Annotated in this window: 28 protein-coding genes; 13 read left to right on the forward strand and 15 right to left on the reverse strand. The window is 64.9% G+C overall.

The features are described 5' to 3' along the window. The first annotated feature begins 167 nt into the window (after positions 1–167). From ftsY to rpoH, 4 genes are all read left to right on the forward strand, one after another. A complete protein-coding gene (gene ftsY, locus AC25ND_RS14615) occupies positions 168–1,748 on the forward strand; it encodes a signal recognition particle-docking protein FtsY (RefSeq protein ID WP_182322311.1) in 1,581 nt (526 codons plus the stop codon). Further along, positions 1,745–2,416 (forward strand): cell division ATP-binding protein FtsE, encoded by a 672-nt coding sequence (ftsE, locus tag AC25ND_RS14620; protein ID WP_011531723.1) that lies wholly within the window; start codon positions 1,745–1,747, stop codon positions 2,414–2,416. The genes ftsY and ftsE overlap by 4 nt, the downstream gene beginning before the upstream one ends. After that, positions 2,413–3,441: a permease-like cell division protein FtsX gene (gene ftsX, locus AC25ND_RS14625; protein ID WP_028689135.1), complete on the forward strand. Its 1,029-nt coding sequence runs from the start codon at positions 2,413–2,415 to the stop codon at positions 3,439–3,441. The genes ftsE and ftsX overlap by 4 nt, the downstream gene beginning before the upstream one ends. A 111-nt stretch (positions 3,442–3,552) precedes the next feature. Beyond that, positions 3,553–4,407, forward strand: a complete 855-nt coding sequence (gene rpoH / locus AC25ND_RS14630; protein WP_028689134.1) for an RNA polymerase sigma factor RpoH — start codon at positions 3,553–3,555, stop codon at positions 4,405–4,407. An 84-nt stretch (positions 4,408–4,491) separates the two neighbouring features. On the opposite strand, the gene mtgA is transcribed toward rpoH, so the two are convergent. Beyond that, complete coding sequence (gene mtgA / locus AC25ND_RS14635; RefSeq protein ID WP_028689133.1) at positions 4,492–5,202, reverse strand: monofunctional biosynthetic peptidoglycan transglycosylase; 711 nt, start codon at positions 5,200–5,202, stop codon at positions 4,492–4,494. Positions 5,203–5,266: 64 nt separating this feature from the next. Here mtgA and AC25ND_RS14640 point away from each other — a divergent pair, with 64 nt between their 5' ends. From AC25ND_RS14640 to trmB, 4 genes are all read left to right on the forward strand, one after another. Beyond that, complete coding sequence (locus AC25ND_RS14640; RefSeq protein WP_028689132.1) at positions 5,267–5,638, forward strand: DUF423 domain-containing protein; 372 nt, start codon at positions 5,267–5,269, stop codon at positions 5,636–5,638. Between the two features lie 102 nt (positions 5,639–5,740). Continuing rightward, positions 5,741–5,941, forward strand: coding sequence for a sulfur carrier protein ThiS (thiS, locus tag AC25ND_RS14645; RefSeq protein WP_028689131.1), 201 nt, complete (start codon positions 5,741–5,743; stop codon positions 5,939–5,941). A gap of 53 nt (positions 5,942–5,994) precedes the next feature. Continuing rightward, positions 5,995–6,807 (forward strand): thiazole synthase, encoded by an 813-nt coding sequence (locus tag AC25ND_RS14650; protein WP_028689130.1) that lies wholly within the window; start codon positions 5,995–5,997, stop codon positions 6,805–6,807. 9 nt (positions 6,808–6,816) lie between these two features. Then, on the forward strand, positions 6,817–7,539 hold the full coding sequence (gene trmB, locus AC25ND_RS14655) for a tRNA (guanosine(46)-N7)-methyltransferase TrmB (protein WP_028689129.1): 723 nt from the start codon (positions 6,817–6,819) through the stop codon (positions 7,537–7,539). A gap of 328 nt (positions 7,540–7,867) precedes the next feature. Here trmB and AC25ND_RS14660 read toward each other — a convergent pair whose 3' ends face one another. The 9 genes from AC25ND_RS14660 to AC25ND_RS14700 form a co-directional block, all read right to left on the reverse strand. Next, on the reverse strand, positions 7,868–8,194 hold the full coding sequence (locus AC25ND_RS14660; protein ID WP_011531731.1) for a DUF3392 family protein: 327 nt from the start codon (positions 8,192–8,194) through the stop codon (positions 7,868–7,870). A gap of 9 nt (positions 8,195–8,203) precedes the next feature. Continuing rightward, entirely contained in the window at positions 8,204–9,382 is a 1,179-nt protein-coding gene (gene hemW / locus AC25ND_RS14665; RefSeq protein WP_062362815.1) for a radical SAM family heme chaperone HemW, read from the reverse strand. Then, positions 9,379–9,975 (reverse strand): RdgB/HAM1 family non-canonical purine NTP pyrophosphatase, encoded by a 597-nt coding sequence (gene rdgB, locus AC25ND_RS14670; protein ID WP_028689127.1) that lies wholly within the window; start codon positions 9,973–9,975, stop codon positions 9,379–9,381. Before rdgB ends, hemW begins: the two co-directional genes overlap by 4 nt. Further along, complete coding sequence (locus AC25ND_RS14675; protein WP_028689126.1) at positions 9,972–10,406, reverse strand: DUF4426 domain-containing protein; 435 nt, start codon at positions 10,404–10,406, stop codon at positions 9,972–9,974. Before AC25ND_RS14675 ends, rdgB begins: the two co-directional genes overlap by 4 nt. A gap of 25 nt (positions 10,407–10,431) precedes the next feature. Then, positions 10,432–11,052 carry a methionine biosynthesis protein MetW gene (gene metW, locus AC25ND_RS14680; RefSeq protein ID WP_011531735.1) on the reverse strand — a complete coding sequence of 207 codons (621 nt, stop codon included), beginning with the start codon at positions 11,050–11,052 and terminating at the stop codon, positions 10,432–10,434. 7 nt (positions 11,053–11,059) lie between these two features. Continuing rightward, positions 11,060–12,199 carry a homoserine O-succinyltransferase MetX gene (metX, locus tag AC25ND_RS14685; protein ID WP_182322309.1) on the reverse strand — a complete coding sequence of 380 codons (1,140 nt, stop codon included), beginning with the start codon at positions 12,197–12,199 and terminating at the stop codon, positions 11,060–11,062. Between the two features lie 88 nt (positions 12,200–12,287). Next, positions 12,288–12,878, reverse strand: a complete 591-nt coding sequence (locus AC25ND_RS14690) for a YggT family protein (protein WP_028689124.1) — start codon at positions 12,876–12,878, stop codon at positions 12,288–12,290. A 10-nt stretch (positions 12,879–12,888) separates the two neighbouring features. Then, a complete protein-coding gene (proC, locus tag AC25ND_RS14695) occupies positions 12,889–13,707 on the reverse strand; it encodes a pyrroline-5-carboxylate reductase (protein ID WP_182322307.1) in 819 nt (272 codons plus the stop codon). Between the two features lie 38 nt (positions 13,708–13,745). Beyond that, the gene (locus tag AC25ND_RS14700; protein WP_069016534.1) at positions 13,746–14,432 is read right to left on the reverse strand and encodes a YggS family pyridoxal phosphate-dependent enzyme; all 687 of its coding nucleotides are present in this window, start codon (positions 14,430–14,432) and stop codon (positions 13,746–13,748) included. A 65-nt stretch (positions 14,433–14,497) separates the two neighbouring features. Here AC25ND_RS14700 and AC25ND_RS14705 point away from each other — a divergent pair, with 65 nt between their 5' ends. Further along, entirely contained in the window at positions 14,498–15,502 is a 1,005-nt protein-coding gene (locus AC25ND_RS14705) for a type IV pilus twitching motility protein PilT (RefSeq protein ID WP_486976404.1), read from the forward strand. Positions 15,503–15,541: 39 nt separating this feature from the next. Here AC25ND_RS14705 and AC25ND_RS14710 read toward each other — a convergent pair whose 3' ends face one another. Beyond that, a complete protein-coding gene (locus AC25ND_RS14710; protein WP_028689120.1) occupies positions 15,542–16,192 on the reverse strand; it encodes a C40 family peptidase in 651 nt (216 codons plus the stop codon). 157 nt (positions 16,193–16,349) lie between these two features. On the opposite strand from AC25ND_RS14710, the gene AC25ND_RS14715 reads away from it, so the two are divergent. Continuing rightward, on the forward strand, positions 16,350–16,775 hold the full coding sequence (locus AC25ND_RS14715) for an NINE protein (protein WP_028689119.1): 426 nt from the start codon (positions 16,350–16,352) through the stop codon (positions 16,773–16,775). Between the two features lie 40 nt (positions 16,776–16,815). Here AC25ND_RS14715 and AC25ND_RS14720 read toward each other — a convergent pair whose 3' ends face one another. The 3 genes from AC25ND_RS14720 to AC25ND_RS14730 all read right to left on the reverse strand — a co-directional run bounded on the left by AC25ND_RS14720 (position 16,816) and on the right by AC25ND_RS14730 (position 21,632). Further along, the gene (locus AC25ND_RS14720; protein ID WP_062362824.1) at positions 16,816–17,520 is read right to left on the reverse strand and encodes an SPOR domain-containing protein; all 705 of its coding nucleotides are present in this window, start codon (positions 17,518–17,520) and stop codon (positions 16,816–16,818) included. A gap of 1 nt (position 17,521) precedes the next feature. Beyond that, complete coding sequence (gene argS / locus AC25ND_RS14725; RefSeq protein ID WP_028689117.1) at positions 17,522–19,258, reverse strand: arginine--tRNA ligase; 1,737 nt, start codon at positions 19,256–19,258, stop codon at positions 17,522–17,524. Between the two features lie 154 nt (positions 19,259–19,412). After that, positions 19,413–21,632 carry a primosomal protein N' gene (locus AC25ND_RS14730; RefSeq protein ID WP_062362830.1) on the reverse strand — a complete coding sequence of 740 codons (2,220 nt, stop codon included), beginning with the start codon at positions 21,630–21,632 and terminating at the stop codon, positions 19,413–19,415. A gap of 169 nt (positions 21,633–21,801) precedes the next feature. On the opposite strand from AC25ND_RS14730, the gene rpmE reads away from it, so the two are divergent. From rpmE to AC25ND_RS14745, 3 genes are all read left to right on the forward strand, one after another. Continuing rightward, positions 21,802–22,017: a 50S ribosomal protein L31 gene (rpmE, locus tag AC25ND_RS14735; protein ID WP_011531746.1), complete on the forward strand. Its 216-nt coding sequence runs from the start codon at positions 21,802–21,804 to the stop codon at positions 22,015–22,017. A gap of 2 nt (positions 22,018–22,019) precedes the next feature. After that, positions 22,020–22,841 carry a thermonuclease family protein gene (locus AC25ND_RS14740; protein WP_288521190.1) on the forward strand — a complete coding sequence of 274 codons (822 nt, stop codon included), beginning with the start codon at positions 22,020–22,022 and terminating at the stop codon, positions 22,839–22,841. Positions 22,842–23,020: 179 nt separating this feature from the next. Then, positions 23,021–24,289 carry a malic enzyme-like NAD(P)-binding protein gene (locus tag AC25ND_RS14745; protein ID WP_028689114.1) on the forward strand — a complete coding sequence of 423 codons (1,269 nt, stop codon included), beginning with the start codon at positions 23,021–23,023 and terminating at the stop codon, positions 24,287–24,289. Positions 24,290–24,384: 95 nt separating this feature from the next. Here the strand turns inward: AC25ND_RS14745 and AC25ND_RS14750 are convergent, their stop codons facing one another. Continuing rightward, entirely contained in the window at positions 24,385–26,835 is a 2,451-nt protein-coding gene (locus AC25ND_RS14750; RefSeq protein ID WP_486976421.1) for a penicillin-binding protein 1A, read from the reverse strand. Positions 26,836–26,886: the final 51 nt, after the last annotated feature.

Genomic DNA, 26,886 nt, shown 5'->3' on the forward strand with positions numbered 1-26,886 from the left:
TGATCCGGTTGCCTGGCGACCATGCCTGTCGCCGTTCTGGCCCACAGGCCCTTACGACAAAACGTTGCGCATGAACCCGCTGGCTTCACAGTAGTCTGTTCTGCGTGAGTTAAGAATTCCCGGTGCGCCACTGCTGGCGCATCGCTACCCTGAGATAGCCGTCTTCCATGTTTGGTTCCAACGACGACAAAAAAGCGCCGGCCGCGGCTGGCGAGAAGAAAGGCCTGTTCAGCTGGTTCCGCAAGAAGCCGGAGCAACCTGTCGCCGAACAGCCGCAAGCCCCCCAACCGCCTGTCGAGGCGCCGGTGGTACAGCAACCTCCCGCCGAGCAGCCTGCTCCGCTGGCCGAGGCCCCCCAGCCTGCGCCAGTCAGCGTGCCGGCCGAGCCTGAACCGGTTGCTCCAAGGGTGGTGCAATCCACCCAGGTGGTTGAACCCGCCCAGCCCGTGCCGGTGGACGTCCCGGTCGAGACTGCCCTGGTGGTCGAGGCTGAGCCTGTTGTTCAGGTACACGCGCCGCAGGCTCCTGTGACTGAGGGCTCGCCCGCGAATGCGGCGGACCTGCCGACGGTCATGGTTGAGCCAGCGCCACCTGCACCCGTGAGCAACCTGGTGCTGCCGGTCGCGGAAGAGCCGGTTGCATTGGTACCGGACCTCGAACCCAAGGCGCCGCCGGTCATTCCCGAGCGCCCGGCCCCTGAGGTGGTGGTATCCGAGCCCGCCCCGGTGGTGGTTGCCCCTGTGGTTGAGCCTGAACCCGAAGTGCCTGTCGCTCCGGCTGCCGTCGAACCTGCGCCAGTCGCCGCCGAGCCTGCCAAGCAGGGCTTTTTCGCCCGCCTCAAGCAGGGCCTGTCGAAGACCAGCGCCAGCATCGGCGAGGGCATGGCCAGCCTGTTCCTGGGCAAGAAGGTCATCGACGACGACCTGCTCGACGAGATCGAGACCCGTCTGCTGACCGCCGACGTCGGTGTCGAGGCCACCTCGACCATCGTCCAGAACCTGACGCAGAAGGTCGCCCGCAAGCAACTGGCCGACGCCGACGCCCTGTACAAGTCGCTGCAGGACGAACTGGCCGCCCTGCTGCGCCCGGTCGAGCAGCCGCTTAAGATCGAGGCGCAGAGCAAGCCCTACGTGATCCTGGTGGTCGGCGTGAACGGCGCCGGCAAGACCACCACCATCGGCAAGCTGGCCAAGAAGCTGCAGTTGGAAGGCAAGAAGGTCATGCTGGCTGCCGGCGACACCTTCCGCGCCGCGGCGGTGGAGCAGTTGCAGGTCTGGGGCGAGCGCAACCAGATCCCGGTCATCGCCCAGCACACCGGCGCCGACTCGGCCTCGGTAATCTTCGACGCGGTGCAGGCCGCCAAGGCCCGTGGCGTCGATGTGCTGATCGCCGACACCGCCGGTCGCCTGCACACCAAGGACAACCTGATGGAAGAGCTGAAGAAGGTCCGTCGGGTAATCGGCAAGCTCGACGCCGAGGCGCCCCACGAGGTGCTGCTGGTGCTCGACGCCGGTACCGGGCAGAACGCCATCAGCCAGGCCAAGTACTTCAACCAGAGCGTCGAGCTGACCGGCCTGGCCCTGACCAAGCTGGACGGCACCGCCAAGGGCGGCGTCATCTTCGCCCTGGCCAAGCAGTTCAACATCCCGATTCGCTTCATCGGTGTGGGCGAGGGTATCGATGACCTGCGCACCTTCGAGGCCGAACCCTTCGTCAAGGCGCTGTTCGCCGAGCGGGAACCTTCATGATCCGATTCGAACAGGTAGCCAAGCGCTATCCCAACGGCCATGTCGGCCTGCACGAACTGAGCTTCCGGGCGCGTCGTGGCGAGTTCCTGTTCGTCACCGGCCACTCCGGCGCCGGCAAGAGCACCCTGCTGCGCCTGCTGCTGGCCATGGAGCGTCCGACCAGCGGCAAGCTGCTGCTGGCCGGGCAGGACCTGGGCCAGATCAGCAACGCGCAGATTCCGTTCCTGCGCCGGCAGATCGGCGTGGTGTTCCAGAACCACCAACTGCTGTTCGACCGCACGGTGTTCAACAACATCGCCCTGCCGCTGCAGATCCTCGGGCTGTCCAAGGCCGAGATCGCCAAGCGCGTGGATTCGGCGCTGGAGCGCGTGTCGCTGAGCGACAAAGGCGAGCTGTTCCCGGCCGACCTGTCCACCGGCCAACAGCAGCGCGTGGGCATTGCCCGCGCCATCGTCCACCAGCCGGCCCTGCTGCTGGCGGACGAACCTACCGGTAACCTCGACCCGCGCCTGGCCGCCGAGATCATGGGCGTGTTCGAGGACATCAACCGCCTGGGCACCACGGTATTGATCGCCAGTCACGACCTGGCGCTGATCGCGCGCATGCGCCACCGCATGCTGACGCTGCAACGCGGCCGCTTGATCGGCGATGGGGAGGCCGGGCAATGAGCACCACACGTACACCAAAGGTTTCCGAGCGCGTGGCGCCGAAAGCCGCCGACCCGCAACCGGCGAAGAAGAAGCGTGGCGACCACGACGATGACGGCCCGGACTTCAGCACCCTGCTGCACGCCTGGCTGGAAAGCCACCGCGCCAGCCTGGCCGACAGCCTGCGCCGGCTGGGCAAGCAGCCGATCGGCAGTTTCTTCACCTGCCTGGTGATGGCTGTGGCGCTGAGCATGCCCATGGGCCTGTCGCTGCTGCTGAAGAACGTCGAGAAACTCGGCGGTTCCTGGCAGCGCGCGGCACAGATTTCGTTGTATCTCAAGCTTGATGCCAGCAGCCGTGATGGCGAGGCCTTGCGTGACGAGATCAAGGGCATGCCGGGCGTCGCCGAGGCCCAGTACGTCAGTCGCGAGCAGGCGCTGGAAGAGTTCCAGCAGCAGTCAGGCCTGGGCGAGGCGCTGCGCGAGTTGCCGGACAATCCACTGCCCGGCGTGGTGGTGGTGACCCCGACCGAGGTCGACAAGCCGGCCCTGGAAGCCTTGCGTCAGCGTCTGTCCGAGCTGCCGCGGGTGGAAGCGGCGCAGCTGGACCTGGTGTGGGTCGAGCGCCTGGCGGCGATTCTCAAGCTGGGAGACCGGTTCGTCTTCGGCCTGGCGGTAATGCTGATTTCCGCTCTGCTGTTAGTAATCGGTAACACAATTCGTCTACATATCGAAAACCGCCGGGTCGAGATCGAAGTGATCAAGCTCGTCGGCGGCACCGACAGCTACGTACGCCGGCCTTTCCTGTACATGGGCGCCCTGTACGGCCTGGGTGCGGGCGTGCTGGCCTGGGGCATCCTGGCGTTCGGCCTGAACTGGCTGAACGACGCGGTGGTCGGGCTGTCCGGGCTGTATGGCAGTGATTTCGCCCTGGGTGGCGTACCGGCCTCGGATGGCCTTTCACTCTTGATCGGGGCGGTGTTGTTGGGGTATATCGGTGCATGGATCGCCGTCGCTCGTCACTTGAACGAGCTGGCACCGCGATAAATGTTTCATGGCCAGTATTGACAAATTTTTCATCCTGGAACTTGTACAACGGTTCCTTGTCTATGCTGGCAGTGCCCACAAGGCACGAGTCTGTAAGCTGGAGGTACTTGAATGACCACATCGTTGCAACCTGCCTATGCCCTGGTTCCCGGTGCAAACCTGGAAGCCTATGTGCACACGGTCAACAGCATCCCATTGCTGTCGCCGGAGCAGGAGCGTGATCTGGCCGAGCGTCTCTATTACGAGCAGGATCTCGAGGCCGCTCGGCAAATGGTGATGGCCCACCTGCGTTTCGTCGTACACATCGCCCGTAGCTATGCAGGCTACGGGCTGGCCCAGGCCGACCTGATCCAGGAAGGCAACGTCGGCCTGATGAAGGCGGTAAAGCGTTTCAACCCGGAAATGGGCGTGCGTCTGGTGTCCTTCGCGGTGCACTGGATCAAAGCCGAGATCCACGAGTTCATCCTGCGCAACTGGCGCATCGTCAAGGTGGCCACCACCAAGGCCCAGCGCAAGCTGTTCTTCAACCTGCGCAGCCAGAAGAAACGTCTGGCCTGGTTGAACAACGACGAAGTGCATCGCGTGGCCGAAAGCCTTGGTGTCGAGCCCCGTGAAGTACGCGAGATGGAAAGCCGCCTGAGCGGCCAGGACATGGCCTTTGACCCGGCGGCCGAAGCCGACGACGACAGTGCCTTCCAGTCGCCCGCGCATTACCTGGAAGATCACCGCTACGACCCGGCCGTGCAGCTGGAGGACGCCGATTGGAGCGATAACTCCACCAGCAACCTGCATGAAGCGCTGCAAGGCCTGGACGATCGCAGTCGCGATATCCTTTATCAGCGCTGGCTGGCCGAGGAAAAGGCCACGCTGCATGAGCTGGCGGAGAAATACAGCGTTTCGGCCGAGCGTATTCGCCAGCTGGAGAAGAACGCGATGAACAAGGTCAAGGCATTGATCACGATCTGATCGGCGCCTGGCTGGAGTGAAAAAGCCGCTGTTCTCGCAAGAGACAGCGGCTTTTTCGTGTGTTGTGGCGCGTGGGAGCGTGCCTCAAAGCCTGCGCGAAGTATCCAGTTGCATCAGGTAGCTCGGCCCACCCAGCTGGCTCATCTGCCGGCGAATCCACCCCGCGCGGCTCGCCACATAGGCACTTGGCCGGCTGGCACTCCATTTGATCGGGCTAGGCAGCACCGCGGCGAGTTGTGCGGCCTGTTGTCGCGTCAGGCGGCTGGCGTCCACGCCGAAGTGGTAGCGTGCTGCGGCCTGGGCACCGAACACGCCCTTGCCCCATTCGGCGCTGTTCAGGTAGACCTCGAGAATCCGTTCCTTCGACCAGAACAGCTCGATCAGCGCGGTGAACCAGGCCTCCAGCCCCTTGCGCAGCCAACTGCGTCCGGACCACAGGAACAGGTTCTTGGCCACCTGCTGGGTCAGCGTGCTGGCGCCACGCACCTTGCCGCCACGCTCGTTGTAGGCCAGCGCCGCCTGGATCGCCGGGATGTCGAAGCCCCAGTGGCTGGCGAACTTCTGGTCCTCGCCGGCGATGACCGCGACCTTGAGTTCGTCGGAGATGTCCTCCCAGGGCGTCCAGTCGCGTTGCAGGTCGATGGGCTCGCCGCTGAACCATGACTCCACCTTGCGCTCGACCATCAGCGCGGTGCCGGGCGGTGGAACCCAGCGCAGCACCAGGACCACGGCGGCGCTGCCGGCGGCGAACCAGAGCAGGGCGCGGGAGAGGCGGCGCAGGAGAGATGAGAGCATGGTGATGGCTTGGCCGGACCGTTGGAACGGGCCATTATACAGACCCCTCCCGAGGAGTCGTCCCATGCTTCGCAGCTTCCTGATGCTCGCCGCGTTCTTCGGTTTTACCGGCGTGGCCCTCGGCGCCTTCGCCGCCCATGGCCTGAAGAGCCGTCTCAGCGCCGACTACCTGGCGATCTTCCATACCGGCGTGAGCTACCAACTGGTGCACGCACTGGCGATCCTCGCGGTGGCGGTGCTGTCGGCGCACCTGCCGGGGCGCCTGGTCGGCTGGGCCGGCGGTCTGTTCGCGGTGGGTATCCTGCTGTTCTCCGGTAGCCTCTACGTACTGACCCTGAGCGGTCTGAGCAAGCTCGGCATGATCACTCCGCTGGGCGGCCTGTGCTTGCTCGCCGGCTGGCTGTGCCTGGGCCTGGCCGCCTGGCGCCTGGGCTGACCGAACGGTCCACAATCGCGACTAATGGCGCGCATCGCCCTTGGGTTGCGAGGTGGATCGGGGCTAGAATGCGGGCCCCAAAGAACAATGGTGGCCGTGCGCATGCGCATTCAATTGAACGGTGAGCCTTACGAACTGCCCGACGGCGAGAGCGTCGCGGCGCTGCTGGGCCGGCTGGAGCTGGCTGGTCGCCGGGTGGCGGTTGAACTGAACCTGGACATCGTGCCGCGCAGCCAGCACGAGAGCACGCGATTGAGCGAAGGCGACCAGGTCGAAGTGGTTCATGCCATTGGCGGTGGTTGAGCACGTCTCGCCGATTCATCCAGAAGCCCCGTAACCTTTCCAGAGGAACATCGATGAGCAACGTTCGCAGCGACAAGCCTTTCGTCCTGGCCGGGCGCACTTTCCAGTCGCGCCTGCTGGTCGGCACCGGCAAGTACCGTGACATGGAAGAAACCCGCCTGGCCACCGAGGCCTCGGGTGCCGAGATCGTCACCGTGGCCGTGCGTCGCACCAACCTCGGCCAGAACGCGGGCGAACCGAACCTGCTCGATGTGCTGTCGCCCGACAAGTACACCATCCTGCCGAACACCGCGGGTTGCTTCGATGCGGTCGAGGCGGTGCGTACCTGCCGCCTGGCCCGTGAGCTGCTCGACGGGCACAAGTCCCACGAGGAGCGGACACTGGTGAAGCTGGAAGTGCTGGCCGACCAGAAGACCCTGTTCCCCAATGTGATCGAAACCCTCAAGGCCGCCGAAGTGCTGGTCAAGGACGGCTTCGACGTGATGGTCTACACCAGCGATGACCCGATCATCGCCCGCCAGCTGGCCGAAGCCGGCTGCATTGCCGTCATGCCGCTGGCCGGCCTGATCGGCACCGGCCTGGGTATTTGCAACCCCTACAACCTGCAGATCATCCTCGAGGAATCCAAGGTGCCGGTGCTGGTCGATGCTGGCGTGGGTACTGCTTCCGACGCCACCATCGCCATGGAGATGGGGTGCGAGGCAGTGCTGATGAACTCGGCCATTGCCCACGCCCAGCAGCCAGTGCTGATGGCCGAGGCCATGAAGCACGCCATCCTTGCCGGCCGCATGGCGTATCTCGCCGGGCGCATGCCGAAGAAACTCTATGCCAGCGCGTCCTCGCCGCTGGAAGGTCTGATCAAGTAAGAGCCCCAGATGACTGAATCGCAAGAAACGCCGATCACCGAAGACGGCGAAGCCCGCCCGCACCGCCGCATCAAGAGCTTCGTGATGCGCGCCGGGCGCATGACCGAAGGCCAGCAACGCGGCCTGGAGCAGGGTGGTCCGCTGTTCATCCTGCCGCTGACCGACAGCCCGGTGGACTACGACCAGGTGTTCGGCCGTTCGGCGCCGCGCACCCTGGAGATCGGCTTCGGTATGGGGCACTCGCTGCTGGAGATGGCAGCCGCCTCGCCGGAGCTGGACTTTATCGGCGTCGAAGTGCACCGTCCGGGTGTCGGTGCGTTGCTAAATGGCGTGCTGACCCAGGGCTTGAAGAACCTGCGGGTTTACGATTGCGATGCCATCGAAGTGCTTAACCGCTGCGTGGCTGACAACAGCCTCGACCGCCTGATGCTGTTCTTCCCGGATCCGTGGCATAAGGCCCGTCACCACAAGCGCCGGATCGTTCAACTGGAGTTCGCCGAGCTGGTGCGCCGCAAGCTCAAGCCCGGTGGCGTATTCCACATGGCGACCGACTGGGAGCCCTATGCCGAATACATGCTGGAAGTGATGAGCGCAGCGCCAGGCTATCGCAACCAGGCGGCTGATGGCGCCTATGTACCGCGCCCGGAAGAACGGCCGATCACCAAGTTCGAGCGCCGTGGGGAGCGCCTTGGGCATGGGGTGTGGGACTTGAAGTTCGAGAAGGTGAGCTGAGCCGGATTCGTTCGGCGCTGTCCTTCAAGCCTGCGAGATTGCAGGTACAAAAAAACCGCCTTGAGAAGGGCGGTTTTTTTATGCGGGCCTCGGGTTACGAAGCCTATCCCACGAACACCACTGGAGACAGTCACAACTGGATCTTAGGATGGCCTCGAATACAGGACGCGTTTGCTGAATACGCTGAGCCGCGTCTGGACGCTGGTTCGGATCCTGATCGTTTTCAGGACCGCCAGGGACTTCCTGCGCGATCACTTTGACGATGCCCGCTAAGGGTTAGTCGGGTGAGAAGCCGTCCTGGCTCGCCAGGGCGGCTTTTAGCAAGCAGTCAGCCCCGCCGATCAGCGACGACCCCAATCAATACCAGCACCACCAGCAGCACCGGTGCCAGCGCATAGTTGTTGAACTGCCCCAGCCCCTTCACGATCCACGGCGTCGCATAGATCAGTGCCGCGCCGCTGCCGATCATCACCAGCAGCGCCATGAACGGCACCCGCAGGGCGCCGGCCAGACCACCCAGGCGGCCTTCCACCCAACCCTTGATATCGGTGCCGAACAGCACCAGCAGGCAGCCCACCAGGGCCAGCGAGATTTCCGACAGGTTGCTGCGGCTCCAGCGGGAAACGGTCGAGAGCAGGTCAAGTACCAGGTCCATGGGTCATCCTTAATTCAAGAAGTACTGCAGCAGGTCGTTGAGGAACAGCTGGCCGCGCGGCGTGGCTGCCAGCCGATCCGGTTCGACCCGCAAAAGGCCTTTTTGTTCGGCTTCGCGGCGGGCTTCGGCCAGCTGCGCCAGGGGCAGGCCGGTGCGCAGGCTGAACAGTTCGGCTTCCACCCCGTCGGTGAGGCGCAGGGCGTTCATCAGGAACTCGAAGGGTAGCTCATCGGCCGGCAACAGCTTCTCGCCGGCCTTGAACGGCTTGGCCGGGTTCAGGTAGTCCTTGGGCAGGCGGGTCTTCCAGGTGCGCAGGATGCGTCCGTCGGGGAACGACAGTTTGCCATGGGCGCCGGCACCGATGCCGATGAAGTCGCCGAAGCGCCAGTAGTTCAGGTTGTGCCGCGCGGCACGGTCGGCCTGGGCGTAGGCCGAGACTTCGTACTGGCGGTAACCGTGCTCGGCCATCAGCGCCTGGCCGGCTTCCTGGATATCCCAGAGGATGTCGTCCTCGGGCAGCTCGGGCGGCTGGTTCCAGAACACCGTGTTCGGCTCTACCGTCAACTGGTACCAGGACAGGTGCGTCGGCGCCAGTTCGATGGCCTGACGCAGGTCGCCCAGGGCGTCGTCGAGCGACTGGTCCGGCAAGCCGTGCATCAGGTCCATGTTGAAGTTGTCGAAGCCTGCCGCACGGGCCATGTCGGCGGCGCGTACCGCTTCGGCACCATTGTGGATGCGCCCGAGCTTCTCGAGCTTGGCAGGCTGGAAACTCTGCACGCCGATGGACAGGCGGTTGATGCCGGTCTGCCGGTAGGCCTTGAACTTCTCCTGCTCGAAGGTGCCTGGGTTGGCCTCGAGGGTGATCTCGATGTCCGGGGCGAACGGGATGCGTTGCTCGACTCCGCGCAGCAGGCGACCCAGCGCATCAGCGCTGAACAGGCTGGGGGTGCCGCCGCCGAAGAAGATCGTGCTGATGGAACGACCCTGGACGGCAGGCAGTTCCTGGTCGAGATCGGCCAGCAGGGCGTCGATGTATTCGGCTTCTGGTAGCGTGGGGCCTGCCTGGTGCGAGTTGAAGTCGCAGTACGGGCATTTGCGCACGCACCAGGGTATATGGATGTACAGCGACAGCGGCGGTAGCTCGGGAAGGATCAGGCCCGCCGGTTGCACGAACAGCTTTTCGGTCATGCCAGGCCCAGACGTTGACGCAGCAGGGCCATGGCGCGGGCGCGGTGGCTGAGCTGGTTCTTGTCGACCGGAGCGAGGTCGGCGCTGGAGCAGTTGCGCTCCGGGACCCAGAACAGCGGGTCATAGCCGAAGCCATGCTCGCCGCTGGCCTCGAACAGGATGCTACCGTGCCACAGGCCTTCGCAGAGGATTGGCAGCGGATCGTCGGCATGGCGCACCAGGGCCAGGACGCAGACGAACTGCGCGCCGCGCTGTTCTTCAGGCACGTCCTTGAGCGCTTCGAGCAGCTTGGCGTTGTTTGCCGCGTCGCCCTTGCCGTCGGCGTAGCGCGCCGAGTAGATGCCCGGCGCGCCGCCGAGGAAGTCCACCGCCAGGCCCGAGTCGTCGGCCAGGGCCGGCAGGCCGGAGATGCGTGCGGCGTTGCGCGCCTTGAGGATGGCGTTTTCGACGAACGACAGGCCGGTCTCTTCCGGCTCCACCTGGCTGAATTCGCCGATCGAACGCAGGTGCACGGACTCGCCGAGCATGGCCTGCAGTTCCTTGAGCTTGCCGGCGTTGTGGCTGGCCAATACGAGTTGCGTAAGATTCATCATTCGCCTGGGAATACTTCCTGGTTGAAGCTGAGTTTATGGCTGACGCCACCCGTTTCGACGTTGATATCGAAGGTGACAGTCTCGGCCTGGTCGATCTTGAACTGGGCGATGTAGTAGACCGCGCCCTGGTCGGTGATCTGCTTGAACGACAGCGGGTTGCTGCGCCCGGTCAGGTCCTTCACCGTGCCGCTGACGACCGCTGTCGAAGGCTTTTCGGCCTTGAGCACGGCGATGTTGAGCACGCCCTGGTTCTTGCTGCGGGTCAGGCCCGTGGCGGCGGCGATGTCCGGTTGCAGCATGCTCGAGGTGAAGGCGCTGTAGTGGACCGTCACGTCGCCGAACACTTCCTTGCGCTCCGGCTTGGCGGCATCGGCAGCCAGTACCGGCAAGGCCAGGCATAGGCTGATCAGAAACAGTGCTAGTCGACGCATGATCCCATTCCTCCGTTCGCGAGGGTCAGACCGCGAGCTGATGCTCCTGCAGGCCCGGGCTGCTGACCCGATAGATACCGATCTCTCCTAGAAGATTAGGCCAAAGCCGCCCGCCCAACCCGTTACGGTGTAGACGGTCGACGGCCAGGCGGTCGAGGACCTTGGCATGACGCTCGTGGCACAGGTTCTCGAAGTCCTCGAAGGTGCAGAAGTGGATGTTCGGCGTGTTGTACCAGGTATACGGCATGAAGTCCGAAACCGGCATGCGACCCTTGGTCGCCAGGTACCAGCGGCAGCGCCAGTGGCCGAAGTTGGGGAAGGTGATGATGCACTGGCGACCCACCCGCAGCATCTCGTCGAGGATCCGGTCGGGGTACTCCACGGCCTGCAGGGCCTGGGTCATGACCACCACGTCGAAACTGTTGCTGGCGAAGTTGCCCAGGCCCTTGTCCAGGTCCTGCTCGATGACGTTGACGCCTTTGGCCACGCAGGCGGCGATGTTGTCGGCGTCGATCTCCAGGCCATAGCCGGTGACGTTCTTGCGCTCGCGCAAGGAGGCCAGCAGTTCGCCGTTGCCGCAGCCCAGGTCGAGGACCCGGCTGCCGGCGGGGATCCAGTCTTGGATGATTTCCAGGTCGGCTCTCATGCGGTCCTCAGAGGGCGATGCGGTTCATGTAGTTCGCGAAGCCCTGCATGTAGCGGGGCGTCGGGATGAGGAAGGCGTCGTGGCCGTAGGGCGAGTCGATGTCCAGGTAGCAAACGTTCTTGCGCGCGGCCATCAGGGCGTCGACGATCTCCCGCGAGCGTGCTGGCGAGAAGCGCCAGTCGGTGGTGAACGACATGATGCAGTAGTCCGCCGTGACGTGAGCCAGGGTCGCGGCCAGGTCGCCGCCATGGGCCGCGGCCGGGTCGAAGTAGTCCAGCGCCTTGGTCATCAGCAGGTAGGTGTTGGCGTCGAAGCGGCCGGAGAACTCCTCGCCCTGGTAGCGCAGGTAGCTCTCGACCTGAAACTCGACGCTGTGGAAGTCGTAGTTGAGCTTGTCGCTCTTGAGTTCGCGGCCGAATTTCTCGCCCATCGAGTCGTCGGACAGGTAGGTGATGTGGCCGACCATGCGCGCCAGCATCAGGCCGCGCTTGGGAATCACGCCCTGGTCCTGGAACGAGCCGCCGTGGAACTCGGGGTCGGTGAGAATGGCCTGGCGCGCCACCTCGTTGAAGGCGATGTTCTGCGCCGACAGCTTGGGCGCCGAGGCGATGTCCACGCAGTGACGCACGCGGTCCGGGTAGGTGATGGTCCACTGCAGGGCCTGCATGCCGCCGAGGCTGCCGCCAACGATGGCGGCCCAGGTCTGGATCCCCAGGCGGTCGGCCAGGCGCGCCTGGCTGTGCACCCAGTCCTCCACGGTCAGCACCGGGAAGTCGGCGCCATAGGGCTTGCCGGTGGCCGGATTGAGGCTGCTGGGGCCGGTGCTGCCATTGCAGCCACCCAGGTTGTTCAGGCTGACCACGAAGAAGCGGTTGGTGTCGATCGGCTTGCCGGGGCCGATGCAGCTGTCCCACCAGCCTGGCTTGCGGTCGGTGGCGGCATGGTAGCCGGCGGCATGGTGATGGCCTGACAACGCATGGCAGATCAGCACGGCATTGCTGGCGGCGGCGTTGAGGGTGCCATAGGTTTCGTAGATGAGTTCGTACGAGGTCAGGGAGCGGCCACAAGCCAGGGCCAGCGGTTCATCGAACCGGGCAATCTGTGGTGTTACCAGACCGACGGAATCTTCGGGAAGGACAGTGGACATCGACCCTGCTCACGCTTGACGGAGGCGTAAGTCTAAAGAGCGCTACCCCCAGCGGCAAGCAAAGGCTTGCCGCTGGATGCAGTGTGGGTCAGATCATCCGCCACAGTTCTTGCGGCATGCCAGCGTAGGCCGCCAGCTGAGGCATCAGGAACGACTGGATCACCTGGATGGCGATGAAGGCGAAGATCGGCGAAATGTCCATGCCACCGAGGTTCGGCACCAGGCGACGGAACGGCGCCAGTACCGGCTCGCTGATCTGGTAGGCCAGCTCGGCGGCCGGGTTGTGGCTGTTCGGCGCGACCCACGAGACGATGACCATGACGATCATCGCCACCCAGAAGATTTTCAGGAACAGCGAGGTGATGCCCAGGATCGACCACATCAGCAGGTGCAGGATATCGCCGAAGGTGCCGTAGGTGACCATCAGCACAAAGGCCATCAGCAGCGCCTGGATAAGGATCGACAGCAGCAGCGAGGAGGTGTCCAGGCCGGCGATGCTGGGGATCACCCGGCGCAGCGGCTTGAGCAGCGGCTGGGTGGCGCGTACGGCGAACTGGCTCAGCGGGTTGTAGAAGTCGGCCTTGACCAGTTGCAGCACGAAGCGCAGCAGGACGATCACCAGGTACAGGCTGACCAGTGTTTGCACCACGAAGATCGCGGCGCCGGACAATGCATTCATCAATGGCTCCTTATTTGCCCAGTTGTTCGGCCAGTTCGGCGGAACGTTTCGCCGCGGCCTGAAGTGCCTGCTCGACGATCGCCTCGAAACCGCTGGCCTGGAACGACTTGATCGCCGCTTCCGTGGTACCGGCCGGCGAGGTCACACGGCGGCGCAGCTCGGCGGCGTCGACATCGCTGGCAACCGCCATGCGGGCGGCGCCCAGAGCGGTCTGCAGGGTGAGTTGCGAGGCGGTTTCGCGCGGCAGGCCGAGTTTCTCGCCGGCGGCGGTCATCGCTTCGATCAGCAGGAAGAAATAGGCCGGGCCGCTGCCGGAGACGGCGGTGACGGCATCCAGCTGTTGTTCTTCGTCCAGCCACAAGGCGGTGCCGACAGCCGACAGCAGCTGCTCGGCCTGCTGGCGCTGCTCGGTGGACACTTCTGCGGTGGCGTACAGGCCGCTGACGCCCTGGCGCAGCAGCGCCGGGGTGTTGGGCATGCAGCGCACCACCGGGATCGCGCCTAGCCAGGCCTGCAGGCTGGCGCAGGTGATGCCGGCGGCGATGGACACCACCAGCTGACCGGACTTGAGGTTCGGCTTCAGCGTTTCGCAGACGGCCTTCATGACTTGCGGTTTGACCGCCAGCACGATCACGTCGACGCCATCGATGGCCTGGGCGTTGCTTTCGAAGGCTTCGATGCCGTGCTCGGCCTGGATCCGCGCGCGGGTCTCGGCACCCGGGTCGCTGGCACGAATCTGCGCGGCGTCCAGGCCCTGGGCACGCAGGCCGCCGATCAGGCTGGCGGCCATGTTGCCGGCGCCGATAAAGGCAATACGAGTCTTGCTCATGTCAGGTCCTTGAGGGAAAGAGTGAGTTAAGCATGGATTCAGGGCTGCCCGTAGTCGCGGGCGCCGAACAGGGCGGTGCCGATGCGGACCCAGGTCGCACCTTGGGCGATGGCGGCTTCCAGGTCGTGGCTCATGCCCATCGACAGGGTGTCCAGGCCGAGGCCCAATTGCGCCTGGAGCTGGCGCAGGATGGCAAAGGCGGCCTCCTGCTCGGTGCGGTCCTCGGTCGGCTCCGGAATCGCCATCAGGCCGCGCAGGCGCAGGCCGGGCAGGGCGTTCACCGCTTGGGCCAGGGCCGGCAACTCGGCAGGCGCGCAACCGGACTTGCTGTCCTCGCCGCTGACGTTGACCTGCAGGCAGACGTTCAGTGGCGCCAGGCCGGCAGGGCGCTGCTCGGAGAGGCGTTGGGCGATCTTCAGGCGGTCCACGGAATGTACCCAGTCGAAATGCTCGGCGATGGCCTTGGTCTTGTTCGATTGGATGGGGCCGATGAAGTGCCAGATCAAGGGCAGGTCGGAAAGTGCCTGTTGTTTTGTCAGGGCTTCCTGAAGGTAGTTCTCGCCCATATCGCGCAACCCGGCGGCGTAGGCCTCGCGAATCGCGCTGGCGGGCTTGGTCTTGCTCACCGCCAGCAGCTGGATGCTGGCCGGGTCGCGTCCGGCGGCCTTGGCCGCGCTGTCGATGCGGGTGGCAATGGCGTCAATGTTGTCTGCTAGGGTGGACATGATTCGTCGCCGACGGCTTTGGGGTCTGCGGCATTCTACCTGCTTGATCGCCGTTGGGGAGTCTCATGGATGTGACCGACCTGTTGCGCAGGGCCCTGGTTGCCGCTGCCAGCGACCTGCACCTGGCCGCGGGCGAGCGGCCGCTGCTGCGCGTGGATGGGGTGTTGCAGCGCCTGGACCTGCCGGTGCTGACGGCAGGAACGCTGGAAGACGGGATGGCTGCCGTGCTTGATGACGAGCAGCGGCGACAGTGGGCTGCCGGCGAAGAGTTGGACCTGGCGGTGAGCCTGGATGGGCTGGGGCGCTTTCGGCTGAACCTGTTCCGCCAGCGCAATGGCCCGAGTGCCAGCGTGCGTTTGATCCCCGCGAGCGTGCCCTGTCTGGAGGTGCTTGAACTGGTAGATGTATTTCAAATCATCTCCCAGTACCGGGATGGCTTCATCTTGGTGGGCGGGGCCACCGGCAGTGGCAAGTCGAGCACCCTGGCGGCGCTGATCGATCGGCTCAACCGCGAATACGCATTGCATATTGTCACGCTCGAGGACCCGATCGAGTTCATCCACGCCAGCCAGCGCAGCCTGGTCAACCAGCGTGAGGTCGGCCTGCATAGCCGTGACTTTGCCCAGGCCCTGCGCAGCGCCCTGCGTCAGGACCCGGACGTGATCATGATCGGTGAGCTGCGCGATCTGCACAGCATTCGCCTGGCGATGCGCGCCGCGGAGACCGGGCACCTGGTACTGGCCACCGTGCATACGCGATCGGCGGTAAGCAGTATCGACCGGCTGGTGGAGGTGTTCGCGCCGGAGGAAAAGCCGCTGGTGCGCAGCATGCTGGCCGACTCCCTGCGGCTGGTGGTCGCGCAGGTGCTGGTTCGGCGATCAGGCGGCGGTCGGGTCGCGGCGCGGGAGGTGCTGGTGGCGACGCCGGCGGTGCGCAACCTGATCCGCGAGGGGCGTCTGGCGCAGATTCATTCGCTGATGCAGGCTGGTGCGGCTGTGGGGATGTGCACGATGGAGGGTGCGCTGCAGGCGCTGGAAGCGCGGGGGATTATCGACAGGGCCTCAAACTGATCGCGGGGCAAGTCGCGCCGGCGCACCGCGATCGGCGATTCAGCGTTTGGCCAGGCTCAGCGCCTGTTGCTGCTGCTTGGGCAGCACGCGCTTGGCCACCACGTAGTGCTTCTGCCAGTAAGGTTTCTCCAGGCTGTCGATGCTCACCCGCTTGCCGGTGCGTGGCGCGTGGATGAAGCGGTCGTTGCCCAGGTAGATGGCGACGTGGTTGACCCGACGGCTCTTGATGTTGAAGAAGATCAGGTCGCCTGGCTTGAGGTCGCCCTTGGCCACCTTGACGCCCTGGCCTTGGGCCATGGCGTTGGAGGTGCGCGGCAAGTCGACATCCGCCACGTCGTTGAACGCATACTTGACCAGGCCGCTGCAGTCGAAGCCCTTCTTCGGGCTGCTGCCGCCCCAGCGATAGGGGGTGCCAAGCACGTTCACCGCACGGCTGAGCACTTCGCTGCTCTGCTTCGGCGACATCGCCACCGCCTGCATGCCCACGGCATGCTGCTTGGCGGCATTGGCCGGACGCGTGCGCAGGCTGGTGGTGCTGCGGTACTGGATCGGGGCGCGTTTCACCGTGGCGTCGGCGTTGGTCGTGTAACCGGTGAATCCGCTGGGAAGACGTTGCTCACGGTTGGTGGCGTGGGCGGCCAGGGGCAACAGAAGGCAGAGGGTCAGCCATGTCTTGAAGAAAGGTGGCATAGATGAAGCTCTTATAAGTGTTGGCGCGCAACTTTATAACAGCTTTTTGATCAAACTTTGATCCGTTGGTCGCTCTGCCACGTACCATATGTCGGGTAAAAACGGAAAAGTCACATTTTCCGTTAGAAAATTTTCGGCTATCCCACGAGGGTTTCGAATGAATGGTTATCAACAGGGTGTCCCTTCGCACGACACCCACAGCAAGGTCCTCGGCTATCTGCTGTGGATTTTCGGTTTCACCGGCTCACACCGTTTCTACTACGGCAAGCCGATCACCGGGACGATCTGGTTCTTCACCCTCGGGTTGCTGGGTATCGGTTGGCTGATCGACCTGTTCCTGATCCCGTCGATGGACCGTGAGGCGGACATGCGCTTCGAATCGGGCGGGGTGGATTACAACCTGGCGTGGATCCTGCTGACCTTCCTGGGCATTTTCGGCGTGCACCGGCTGTATCAGGGCAAGTGGATCAGTGCCTTGATCTACCTGTTCACCGGCGGTCTGTTCCTGCTGGGCGTGCTGTATGACTTCTGGACGCTCAACAGCCAGATCTCCCAGGTTAACGCCGAGCGTCGCCGGGTATGAAAAAAAGGCCTCGTCGCTGAATGCGGCAAGGCCTTTTTCGTTACTGGCGCCGCTGTTGCAGCAGCAGGTTGCTGAAGCCTGCCCCGGCCAGTTGCTTCTGTGCCACGGTCAGCTGTTCACGGTTGCTGAACGGGCCGACCATCACGCGGTACCAGGTCTCTTCCTTGACCGTGCCCGACTCCACCTTGACCGCCTGGCCAAGCAGGATGATCTGCGCACGGACCTTGTCGGCATCCGCCTGCTTGCGGAACGAGCCAGCCTGCAGGAAGAACTGGGTGGTGGCCGCCGGTTTGATCACCGGTGGCGCTGGTGGCGGTGTCTGCCCCAGCAGCGCGGCCTGGGCGCGGGCGGTGTCGATCTTCGCCGCTTCTGCCGGCGTAACCGGCGTGCTCGGCACAGGCGGCTGCGCCGGGACCGGCGGGGTCTTCTCCGGCACCGCCTCGGGCGGCACGATCACTTCCGACTCCGGCAGCAGAGTGTAGAAGTCGTACTTCGGCTTCACCGGCTGCTGTGGCGTCGGCGTGGTGGTCTTGCTCGCCTCGGCGACCTTCTCCGGCTTCTGCTGCTCGGGCTTGGTGCGCTTGATGTCGCCGCCGCCGGGCTCGAGTTTCATCAGGAAGACGATGAAGGCGCCGACCGTCAGGCCGACCGCCAGCCACACCCAGCCCGGGATCGGCTGCTTGCTGGCAGGCGGCTGGGAGCGGCTGGCGCCGCGCTTGGGTGCGGGTTTCTTCTTTGCAGCCAACTTACATGCGCTCCAGGGTTTCCAGGCCGAGCAGTTCCAGGCCCTGCTTGAGGGTGCGGCCGGTCAGGGCAGCCAGGCGCAGGCGGCTCTGCTGCTGTTCGGCGGTTTCGGCGGAAAGGATCGGGCAGTTCTCGTAGAAGCTGGAGAACAGGCCGGCGAGGTCGTACAGGTAGCTGCACAGCACGTGCGGCGTGCCTTTTTCGGCGACGCTGTTCAGGATCTCGCCGAACTGCGCCAGGCGCGCGGCCAGGTCCTGCTCGTGCGCGGCCTGCAGGACGATGCTGCCGTCGACTTCATCGAAGCCCTTGCCGAGCTTGCGGAACACGCCAGCCACTCGGGTGTAGGCGTACAGCAGGTACGGCGCGGTGTTGCCTTCGAAGTTGAGCATCAGCTCGAAGTTGAAGCTGTAGTCGCTGGTGCGGTGCTTGGACAGGTCGGCGTACTTGACCGCGCCGATGCCGACCACCTCGCCGATGTGGCGCAGTTCGTCCTCGGCCAGCGAAGGATTCTTCTCCTTGACCAGCGCGTAGGCGCGGTCCTTGGCCTCGGTGAGCAGGTCGATCAGCTTGACGGTGCCGCCATCACGGGTCTTGAACGGGCGGCCATCGGCGCCGTTCATGGTGCCGAAGCCCATGTGCTCCATCTTCATCGGATGGCCGACGAAACCGGCGCGGCGAGCCACTTCGAACACCTGGTTGAAGTGCAGGGCCTGGCGCTGGTCGACGAAGTACAGGGCGCGGTCGGCGTTCAGCGTGTTGCTGCGGTAGCGCACGGCGGCCAGGTCGGTGGTGGCGTACAGGTAGCCGCCGTCGGCCTTCTGCACGATCACCGGCAGCGGCTCGCCCTCGGCGTTCTTGAACTCCTCGAGGAACACGCACTGGGCGCCCTGGTCCTCGACCAGCAGGCCCTTGGCCTTGAGGTCGGCGACCACGTTGGCCAGGTCGGCGTTGTAGGCGCTCTCGCCCATGACGTCGGCCATGGTCAGCTTGACGTTGAGCAGCTCGTAGGTCTTCTGGCAGTGCGACAGCGAGATGTCCTTGAAGCGCGTCCACAGGGCCATGCACTCAGGGTCGCCGGCCTGCAGCTTGACCACCAGGCCGCGGGCGCGGGTGGCGAACGCCTCGGACTCGTCGAAGCGCTTCTTGGCGGCGCGGTAGAAGTTCTCCAGGTCCGACAGCTCGTCGCTGGTGATCGGGTTTTCTTCCAGGTAGGCCAGCAGCATGCCGAACTGGGTGCCCCAGTCGCCCACGTGGTTCTGGCGGATGACGTCATCGCCGAGGAATTCCAGCACGCGCGCGACGCTGTCACCGATGATGGTCGAGCGCAGGTGGCCGACGTGCATTTCCTTGGCCAGGTTCGGCGCCGACATGTCGATCACCACCTTCTCGGCCGGGCCGGCCTTGCGCACGCCCAGGTGCTCGTCGGCCAGGGCGGCGTCGAGGCGGCTGGCCAGGGCGTCGGTGTTCTGGAAGAAGTTCAGGAAACCGGGGCCGGCGATCTCGACCTTGGTGATGTCGGGGCTGGCCGGCAGCCTGGCGATGAGTTTTTCGGCCAGGTCGCGCGGCTTCATGCCGGCCGGCTTGGCCAGCATCATGGCGATGTTGCTGGCGAAGTCGCCGTGGGTCTTGTCCCGGGCGTTTTCCACCTGGATCGCCGGCGTCAGCCCTTCAGGCAGCACACCGTCGGTGACGAGTTGGGTGAGGGCTTGCTGGATCAGCTGGCGAATGGTGTCTTTCATGGGATTCTCTTTTCGACCGCAAGCGCGGTGAGCGCTTCGATGCGCAGGTGGAAAAACTGGGCATTATCCGTTGCCGGGGACGGGTTGCCAACCTTTTGGGGCCAGGCCACTGTCATAGCGGGGCAAGCCAGCTCCCACGGTAACCTTGAAGCAGTCAGTACAGGTCCACCGGATCCACATCCAGCGACCAGCGCACCTGCCGCCCCGATGGCATCTGCTCCAACACTAGCAACCAGGCACTGATCAGTCGATGCAGCTGAGCCCGGGCATTGGCCTGGAGCAATAGTTGCGCGCGGAAGCGGCCCGCCCGTCGTTCCATGGGCGCCGGGACCGGGCCGAGCAGCTCGATGCCATGCAGGCCTTGTTCGGCCATGACCCGCTCGGCGGCGGCGCAGGCTTCGTCGAGGAAGCCCTCGGCCTGGCCCGGCTTGTGCGCATCCGCACGCAGCAGGGCCAGGTGGGCGAACGGCGGCAGACCGGCGGCGCGACGTTCGCTCAGGGCCTGCTCGGCGAAAGCGAAGTAGCCCTGCTCGGTCAGTTGGACCAGCAGCGGATGGTCGGCCAGGTGGGTCTGCACGATGACCTTGCCCGGCTCTTCGGCGCGTCCGGCGCGACCGGCAACCTGGACGATCAGCTGGGCCATGCGCTCGCTGGCGCGGAAGTCGCCGGAGAACAGCCCGCCATCGGCATCAAGAATCGCCACCAGGGTGACGCGAGGGAAGTGGTGCCCCTTGGCCAGCATCTGGGTGCCAACCAGGATGCTCGGTTGACCGCGCTGGATGGTGGCGAACAGGTTGTGCATGGCGTCCTTGCGCGAGGTGCTGTCGCGGTCCACGCGCAGGATCGGGTAGTCGGGGAACAGCACCTTGAGCCGCTCTTCGGCGCGCTCGGTGCCGGCCCCCACCGGACGCAGGTCGACGTGGGCGCACTGCGGGCACTGCAACGGCAGGCGTTCGTCATAGCCGCAGTGGTGGCAGCGCAGCACGGCGGAACGCTGGTGCACGGTCATGCGCGCATCGCAGCGCGGGCACTCGGAGAGCCAGCCGCAGTCGTGGCACAGTAGCGTCGGAGCGAAGCCGCGGCGGTTGAGGAACACCAGCACCTGCTGGCCAGCCTCCAGGGTCTGGCGGATGGCCTGTTGCAGCGGGCCGCTGATGCCGCTGTCCAATGGCAGGCTGCGTACGTCCAGGCGCAGGAAACGTGGTGCCTTGGCGCCACCGGCGCGCTGGTTCATGCGCAGCAGGCCGTAGCGGCCGCTGTGGGCGTTGTGCAGGCTTTCCAGCGACGGCGTGGCCGAGCCCAGCAGGATCGGGATGTTCTCCTGGTGGGCGCGGACCACGGCCAGGTCGCGGGCGTGATAGCGCAGGCCTTCCTGCTGTTTATAGGAACCGTCGTGTTCCTCGTCGATGATGATCAGGCCCGGGTTCTTCATCGGCGTGAACAGCGCCGAGCGGGTGCCGATGATGATGTCGGCGTCACCATCGCGGGCCGCCAGCCAGGCGTCCAGGCGTTCGCGGTCGCCCACCGCCGAGTGCAGCAGGGCGATGCGGGCGTTGAAGCGCTGCTCGAAGCGTTGCAGGGTCTGCGGGCCGAGGTTGATCTCGGGGATCAGGATCAGCGCCTGCTTGCCGGCTTCGAGGGTTTCGCGAATAAGCTGCAGGTACACCTCGGTCTTGCCGCTGCCGGTGACCCCGGCCAGCAGGTAGGCGTGGAAGGCGCCGAAGCCCGCGCGCACCGCCTCGAACGCCGCGCGCTGCTCCTCGTTGAGCGGCAGCTCCGGTTGGGCCAGCCAGTGCTCGTGGCGCGCGGCGGGCAGGTGGCGGCGGACTTCGACGCTCACCAGCTCCTTGGCCAGCAGCAGGTCGAGGCTGTCCTTGTTCAGGCCCAGCTTGCTCAACAGGCTGTGGGCTACGCCGTGGGGGTGCTGCGACAGGGTCTTGAGGGCATCGCGCTGGCGCGGGGCGCGGGCGATGCGCGGATCCTCCAGGCGTGCCCCGGGGGCGACGTGCCAGAAACGCTCCTGGCGCGCCTCGGCCGGCTCGCCTTGGCGCAGCAGGGTCGGCAGGGCCCAGCTCAAGGTGTCGCCCAGGCTGTGCTGGTAGTACTGCGCCGTCCACAGGCACAGCTTGAACAGTGCGGGTGGCACGGGCGAAACCGGGTCGAGCAGGGCGCTGGCCGGCTTGAGCTTGTCGGCGGGGACTTCGCTGTGCGTGGCGATCTCCACCAGCACGCCGATCATCTCGCGCCGGCCGAATGGCACGCGGATGCGCATGCCGGGCGTCAGTGCCTGGCGCGCCATGCTCGCGGGCGCCCGGTAGTCGAACAGGCGACGCAGGGGCGAGGGCAGGGCAAGGCGCAGGATGACGTCGGACACGCGGAAGGTCTCTGGAGGGCGTTTCACAAATCAGGCGAGCCTAGCAGACGACGGTCGGTGCAAGCGACAACTTGCGCTGCGGCCGCGCTCTGGTATTATTCGCCGCCTAATTACGTGCGGTATTCAACAATAGGTGTTGGGTGGCGGCACGCAGCTCGAGGAAGTGACCATGAAAGCAGATATTCATCCGAACTACGAAGTAGTTGCAGTCACCTGCAGCTGCGGCAACAAGTTTGAAACCCGTTCGACCCTGGGCAGCGTCCTGGCGATCGACGTTTGCAACCTGTGCCACCCGTTCTACACCGGTAAGCAGAAAGTCCTGGACACCGGTGGTCGCGTACAGAAGTTCGCCGATCGCTTCGGTATGTTCGGTACCAAGAAGTAATCATGCGCATGGCGAATCTCTCGAGGTTCGCGTTGCTGCAAAAGAAGGCGCCCCTTGCGGGCGCCTTTTTTGTGGGCGCGATCTGGCATTTTCCGGCCCTGGCCTTCTGTCCGTTGCCCGAGCAGCCGCAGCAGGTGACGGTGCGCCAGGTAGTCGACGGCGACACCTTGCGCCTGACTGACGGGCGCAACGTGCGGCTGATCGGCATCAATGCGCCCGAGATCGGCCGCAAGGGCCGCACCAGCGAGCCCTACGCCGAGGCTGCGAAACGGCGCCTGCAGGCGCTGGTCGAGGCCAGCAATGGTCGCGTCGGCCTGGTCCCGGGCGTGGAACCCAAGGACAAGTACGGTCGTACCCTGGCGCACATCTATAACCGTACTGGCGACAATCTCGAAGCACAATTGCTCAGCGAGGGCCTCGGCTACCGAGTCGCCATCGCCCCCAATGTGGCCTTGTCGGGCTGCCAGCAACAGGCCGAGCAGCAGGCGCGCAATGCCGGGGCCGGGTTGTGGCGCCAGTCGCCGGTGGTGCGTGCGAGGGAAGTCAGGCAGTCCGGTTTTGCCGTGATCGGCGGCAAGATCAAGGGTATCGAGCGCAACCGTGGCGGTATCTGGCTGGAGCTCGACGATGCCGTGGTGCTGCAGGTCCCCGCTCGTCTGCAGCAGCGCTTCCCCGCCAGCTTCTTCGCTAACCTCAAGGGACGCCAGGTCGAGGCGCGTGGCTGGGTGTTGGACCGATCCCGCAAGGGAGGGCTCAAGCCCGGGCAGCGACGCTGGCTGTTGCCATTGACCGATCCGAGCATGTTGGCGGCTGTTCCAGGGTAAATAGTTGTAGACATTTTGCTATTGGATTGTACACACTGGGTCCCGTAAGCCCCGTGGGTTATAGCGTAAAGTCGTAGGCCAAAGGCCTTGACACATAGTGACCGGGCAGTCTTGTCGCCCCCCGGCTCTTTGCGTATCCTCGGCGGTCCGTCAGAACAGTAAACAGCGGAATGCCCATCATGTCAGACCTGAAAACCGCCGCTCTCGAATACCACGCCCAGCCCCGTCCGGGGAAGCTGAGCGTCGAGCTCTCCAAGCCCACCGCCACCGCCCGTGACCTCGCCCTGGCCTACAGCCCTGGCGTCGCCGAGCCTGTGCGCGAGATCGGCCGTGATCCGGAGCTGGCCTACAAGTACACCGGCAAGGGCAACCTGGTTGCGGTGATCTCCGATGGCACCGCCATCCTCGGTCTGGGCGACCTCGGCCCGCTGGCCTCCAAGCCGGTAATGGAAGGCAAGGGTGTTCTGTTCAAGCGTTTCGCCGGTATCGACGTGTTCGATATCGAAGTCGAGTCGGAGAGCCCGCAGGCCTTCATCGACACCGTTCGCCGCATCTCCATCACCTTCGGCGGCATCAACCTGGAAGACATCAAGGCACCTGAGTGCTTCGAGATCGAGCGCACCCTGATCGAACAGTGCGACATTCCCGTCTTCCACGATGACCAGCACGGTACCGCCATCGTTACCGCCGCCGGCATGATCAACGCCCTGGAAATCGCCGGCAAGAAGCTCGAGGAGGCGAAGATCGTCTGCCTGGGCGCCGGTGCCGCCGCCATCTCCTGCATGAAGCTGCTGGTAAGCATGGGCGCCAAGGTCGAGAACATCTTCATGATCGACCGCAGCGGCGTGATCCACGCCGGCCGCGACGACCTGAACCAGTACAAGGCCCAGTTCGCCCACGCCACCGACAAGCGCACCCTGGCTGATGCCCTGAACGGCGCCGATGTGTTCGTCGGCCTGTCCGGTCCGAACCTGCTGAGCCCGGAGGGCCTGAAGTCGATGGCCGCCAACCCGATCGTGTTCGCCTGCTCGAACCCGGATCCGGAAATCGCTCCGGAGCTGGCTCACGCCACCCGCAGCGACGTGATCATGGCCACCGGTCGTTCCGACTACCCGAACCAGGTCAACAACGTACTGGGCTTCCCATTCATCTTCCGCGGTGCCCTGGACGTTCGCGCCAAGCGCATCAACGAAGAAATGAAGATCGCCGCCGCCATCGCCCTGAAGGACCTGGCCAAGCAGCCAGTGCCGAAGGAAGTCTGCGAAGCCTACGGCGTACAGGCCCTGGAATTCGGCCGCGAATACATCATTCCGAAGCCGCTGGATGCCCGTCTGATCACCGTGGTTTCCGATGCCGTGGCCAAGGCCGCCATCGAATCCGGCGTGGCCACCCTGCCGTATCCGAAGCACTACCCGCTGAAAAGCGTGGATGACGTGTTCAACGGCTGATCCGGTCGTAGCGTCATGAAAAAGCCCCGGCTCGTGAGAGTCGGGGCTTTTTGCTTGCCGCTGTCAAAGCATCGCGCAGCTGTCCCGCGCTGTGGTCAGAACAGATCCATCGGCGCCGCTTCATCCGCCGGCAGCGGGCTGCCGGGGACGGCGCCATTGCCCAGCTCGTCTACCGAAGGTGGCGAGTCCTCGGCCTTGAACAGCTCAAAGTAGGCATTCGGTGTGCCTGGTGTGGCGGCGCGGCCGCTGACCGGGTCGACACGCAGGCTGAGAATGCCTTCCGGCTCGGCCGGTGCGTGCTCAGGCTTGCCCTTGAGCGCCGCGCCCATGAAGCTCATCCAGATCGGCAACGCCACGGTGCCGCCGTACTCGCGTCTGCCCAGGGTTTCCGGCTGGTCGAAGCCTACCCAGACGGTGGTGACGTAGTCGGCGTTGTAGCCGGAGAACCAGGCATCCTTGGACTCGTTGGTGGTACCGGTCTTGCCTGCCAGGTCCGTGCGGCCGAGGGCCAGGGCGCGGCGGCCGGTGCCGCGCTTGATCACATCCTGCAGCATGCTGGTGAGAATGTACGAGGTGCGCCCGTCGATGATCTGCTCGGCCACGGCGGGTACCTGCGGCGCCGGGGCGGTCTGGCCGAGGGCCGACGGTGCTTCGCCCGGCATCGGCGCGACACTGATCGCCTGCTCGGGGGCGGCGAGGCCGGCCTGGTCCTGGCTGCCCTGGGGCACCCGTGCCGGGTTGGCGGTGAACAGGGTTTCGCCGTTGCGGCTTTCGACGCGCTCGATCAGGTAGGGGCTGATCTTGTAGCCGCCGTTGGCGAAGGTGCTCCAGCCGGTGGCGATCTCCATCGGCGTCAGGGTCGCGGTGCCCAGTGCCAGCGACAGGTTGCGCGGCAGGTCCTGCTTGTTGAAGCCGAACTTGGCGATGTAGTCGATGGTGCGGTCCACGCCCATGGCCTGCAGCAGGCGGATCGAAACCAGGTTGCGCGACTTGTACAGCGCCTCGCGCATGCGGATCGGGCCAAGGAAGGTATTGGTGTCGTTCTTCGGGCGCCAGACCTTGTCCAGGTACTCATCGACGAACACGATCGGCGCGTCGTTGACCAGGCTGGCGGCGGTGTAGCCGTTGTCCAGCGCGGCGCTGTAGACAAAGGGCTTGAAGCTCGAGCCCGGCTGGCGCTTGGCCTGCATGGCGCGGTTGTAGTTGCTCTGCTCGAAGGAGAATCCGCCGACCAGGGCGCGGATGGCGCCGTTGTAAGGGTCGAGGGTGACCAGGGCGCTCTGGGCCCCGGGTACCTGGCTGAACTTGAGCTTGCCGTCCTCCAGGCGCTGCAGGCGGACCAGGTCGCCGACCTGGGCGACGTCGCCGGGCGATTGTGGCGAACGTCCCTGCGAGTTGCTGCTGAGGTATGGGCGGGCCCACTTCATGGTATCCCAGGCCACATTCTCTTCCAGCCCGCTGCGGGTCATCACCTTCAGGCCCGTCTTCTCGACCTGGGTGACGATGGCCGGCTCCAGGCCGCCGAGGGTGCGCTGCTTGCCCAGTTCCTGCAGCCAGGACGCACGGGTCTTGCCCGGGAAGCGTGCCTCGGGGCCGCGGTAACCGTGGCGTTCGTCATACTCGCTGAGGCCGTTGAGCACCGCGCTGTTGGCCATCTGCTGCATGTCGCTCGGCACCGTGGTGGTGACGCGGAAACCTTCGGTGTAGGCGTCGCTGCCGTAGCGGCCGACCATCTCGGCGCGGGCCATCTCGGCGACATAGGGGGCGTTCACTTCCGGAGTCGGCACGTGGTAGCTGGCGTTCAGCGGTTCGGCCAGGGCCGCCTGGTAGCTGGCTTCGTCGATCTTGCCGAGCTTGTACATGCGTCCGAGGATCCAGTCACGGCGCTCCTTGGCGCGTACCGGGTTGGCCAGGGGGTTGAAGCGCGAGGGCGCCTTGGGCAGGCCGGCGATCATCGCCATCTGCGCCAGGCTTACGTCGCGAATCGACTTGCCGTAGTACACCTGCGCAGCGGCATCGATGCCGTAGGCGCGGTTGCCCAGGTAGATCTTGTTGACGTAGAGCTCGAGGATCTCGTCCTTGGTCAGCTCGCGCTCGATCTGCAGGGCCAGCAGGATCTCGTTGGTCTTGCGCGAGAAGCTGCGCTCGCTGGTGAGGAAGAAGTTCTTCGCCACCTGCATGGTGATGGTGCTGCCGCCGGTCTGGATATGCCCGGACTTGAGCAACTGCGATGCCGCGCGCATCAGGCTGCTGGGATCTACCCCGTAGTGGTTGAGGAAATTGTCGTCTTCGGCGGACAGAAGCGCCTGGATGAACTGTGGGGGAATTTCCTGGAACTTGATCGGCGAGCGCCGCATCTCGCCGAACTCGGCAATCAGCTTGCCGTCGCTACTGTACACCCTCAGGGGGATTTGCAACTGGACGCTTCTGAGCGATTCGACCGAGGGCAGGCTGGGGCTAAGATACAGAAACGCACCGCTCAGACCGAGCACGAGCGCGCAGATGACGGCGACGAGAGACCACCAGAAGAACTTCAGCAGACGTATCAAGGCTTTTGGGTGTCCAGGTTGAGGAGTGGATTGCGCGCGGGGCCGGCG

It is taken from the genome of Pseudomonas sp. P110(2024) (assembly GCF_057480795.1).

Coding starts and splice junctions, on each gene's coding strand:
- ftsY (WP_182322311.1), top strand. CDS start 168: ATGTTTGGTTCCAACGACGACAAAAAAGCGCCGGCCGCGGCTGGCGAG.
- ftsE (WP_011531723.1), top strand. CDS start 1,745: ATGATCCGATTCGAACAGGTAGCCAAGCGCTATCCCAACGGCCATGTC.
- ftsX (WP_028689135.1), top strand. CDS start 2,413: ATGAGCACCACACGTACACCAAAGGTTTCCGAGCGCGTGGCGCCGAAA.
- rpoH (WP_028689134.1), top strand. CDS start 3,553: ATGACCACATCGTTGCAACCTGCCTATGCCCTGGTTCCCGGTGCAAAC.
- mtgA (WP_028689133.1), bottom strand. CDS start 5,202: ATGCTCTCATCTCTCCTGCGCCGCCTCTCCCGCGCCCTGCTCTGGTTC.
- AC25ND_RS14640 (WP_028689132.1), top strand. CDS start 5,267: ATGCTTCGCAGCTTCCTGATGCTCGCCGCGTTCTTCGGTTTTACCGGC.
- thiS (WP_028689131.1), top strand. CDS start 5,741: ATGCGCATTCAATTGAACGGTGAGCCTTACGAACTGCCCGACGGCGAG.
- AC25ND_RS14650 (WP_028689130.1), top strand. CDS start 5,995: ATGAGCAACGTTCGCAGCGACAAGCCTTTCGTCCTGGCCGGGCGCACT.
- trmB (WP_028689129.1), top strand. CDS start 6,817: ATGACTGAATCGCAAGAAACGCCGATCACCGAAGACGGCGAAGCCCGC.
- AC25ND_RS14660 (WP_011531731.1), bottom strand. CDS start 8,194: ATGGACCTGGTACTTGACCTGCTCTCGACCGTTTCCCGCTGGAGCCGC.
- hemW (WP_062362815.1), bottom strand. CDS start 9,382: ATGACCGAAAAGCTGTTCGTGCAACCGGCGGGCCTGATCCTTCCCGAG.
- rdgB (WP_028689127.1), bottom strand. CDS start 9,975: ATGATGAATCTTACGCAACTCGTATTGGCCAGCCACAACGCCGGCAAG.
- AC25ND_RS14675 (WP_028689126.1), bottom strand. CDS start 10,406: ATGCGTCGACTAGCACTGTTTCTGATCAGCCTATGCCTGGCCTTGCCG.
- metW (WP_011531735.1), bottom strand. CDS start 11,052: ATGAGAGCCGACCTGGAAATCATCCAAGACTGGATCCCCGCCGGCAGC.
- metX (WP_182322309.1), bottom strand. CDS start 12,199: ATGTCCACTGTCCTTCCCGAAGATTCCGTCGGTCTGGTAACACCACAG.
- AC25ND_RS14690 (WP_028689124.1), bottom strand. CDS start 12,878: ATGAATGCATTGTCCGGCGCCGCGATCTTCGTGGTGCAAACACTGGTC.
- proC (WP_182322307.1), bottom strand. CDS start 13,707: ATGAGCAAGACTCGTATTGCCTTTATCGGCGCCGGCAACATGGCCGCC.
- AC25ND_RS14700 (WP_069016534.1), bottom strand. CDS start 14,432: ATGTCCACCCTAGCAGACAACATTGACGCCATTGCCACCCGCATCGAC.
- AC25ND_RS14705 (WP_486976404.1), top strand. CDS start 14,498: ATGGATGTGACCGACCTGTTGCGCAGGGCCCTGGTTGCCGCTGCCAGC.
- AC25ND_RS14710 (WP_028689120.1), bottom strand. CDS start 16,192: ATGCCACCTTTCTTCAAGACATGGCTGACCCTCTGCCTTCTGTTGCCC.
- AC25ND_RS14715 (WP_028689119.1), top strand. CDS start 16,350: ATGAATGGTTATCAACAGGGTGTCCCTTCGCACGACACCCACAGCAAG.
- argS (WP_028689117.1), bottom strand. CDS start 19,258: ATGAAAGACACCATTCGCCAGCTGATCCAGCAAGCCCTCACCCAACTC.
- rpmE (WP_011531746.1), top strand. CDS start 21,802: ATGAAAGCAGATATTCATCCGAACTACGAAGTAGTTGCAGTCACCTGC.
- AC25ND_RS14740 (WP_288521190.1), top strand. CDS start 22,020: ATGCGCATGGCGAATCTCTCGAGGTTCGCGTTGCTGCAAAAGAAGGCG.
- AC25ND_RS14745 (WP_028689114.1), top strand. CDS start 23,021: ATGTCAGACCTGAAAACCGCCGCTCTCGAATACCACGCCCAGCCCCGT.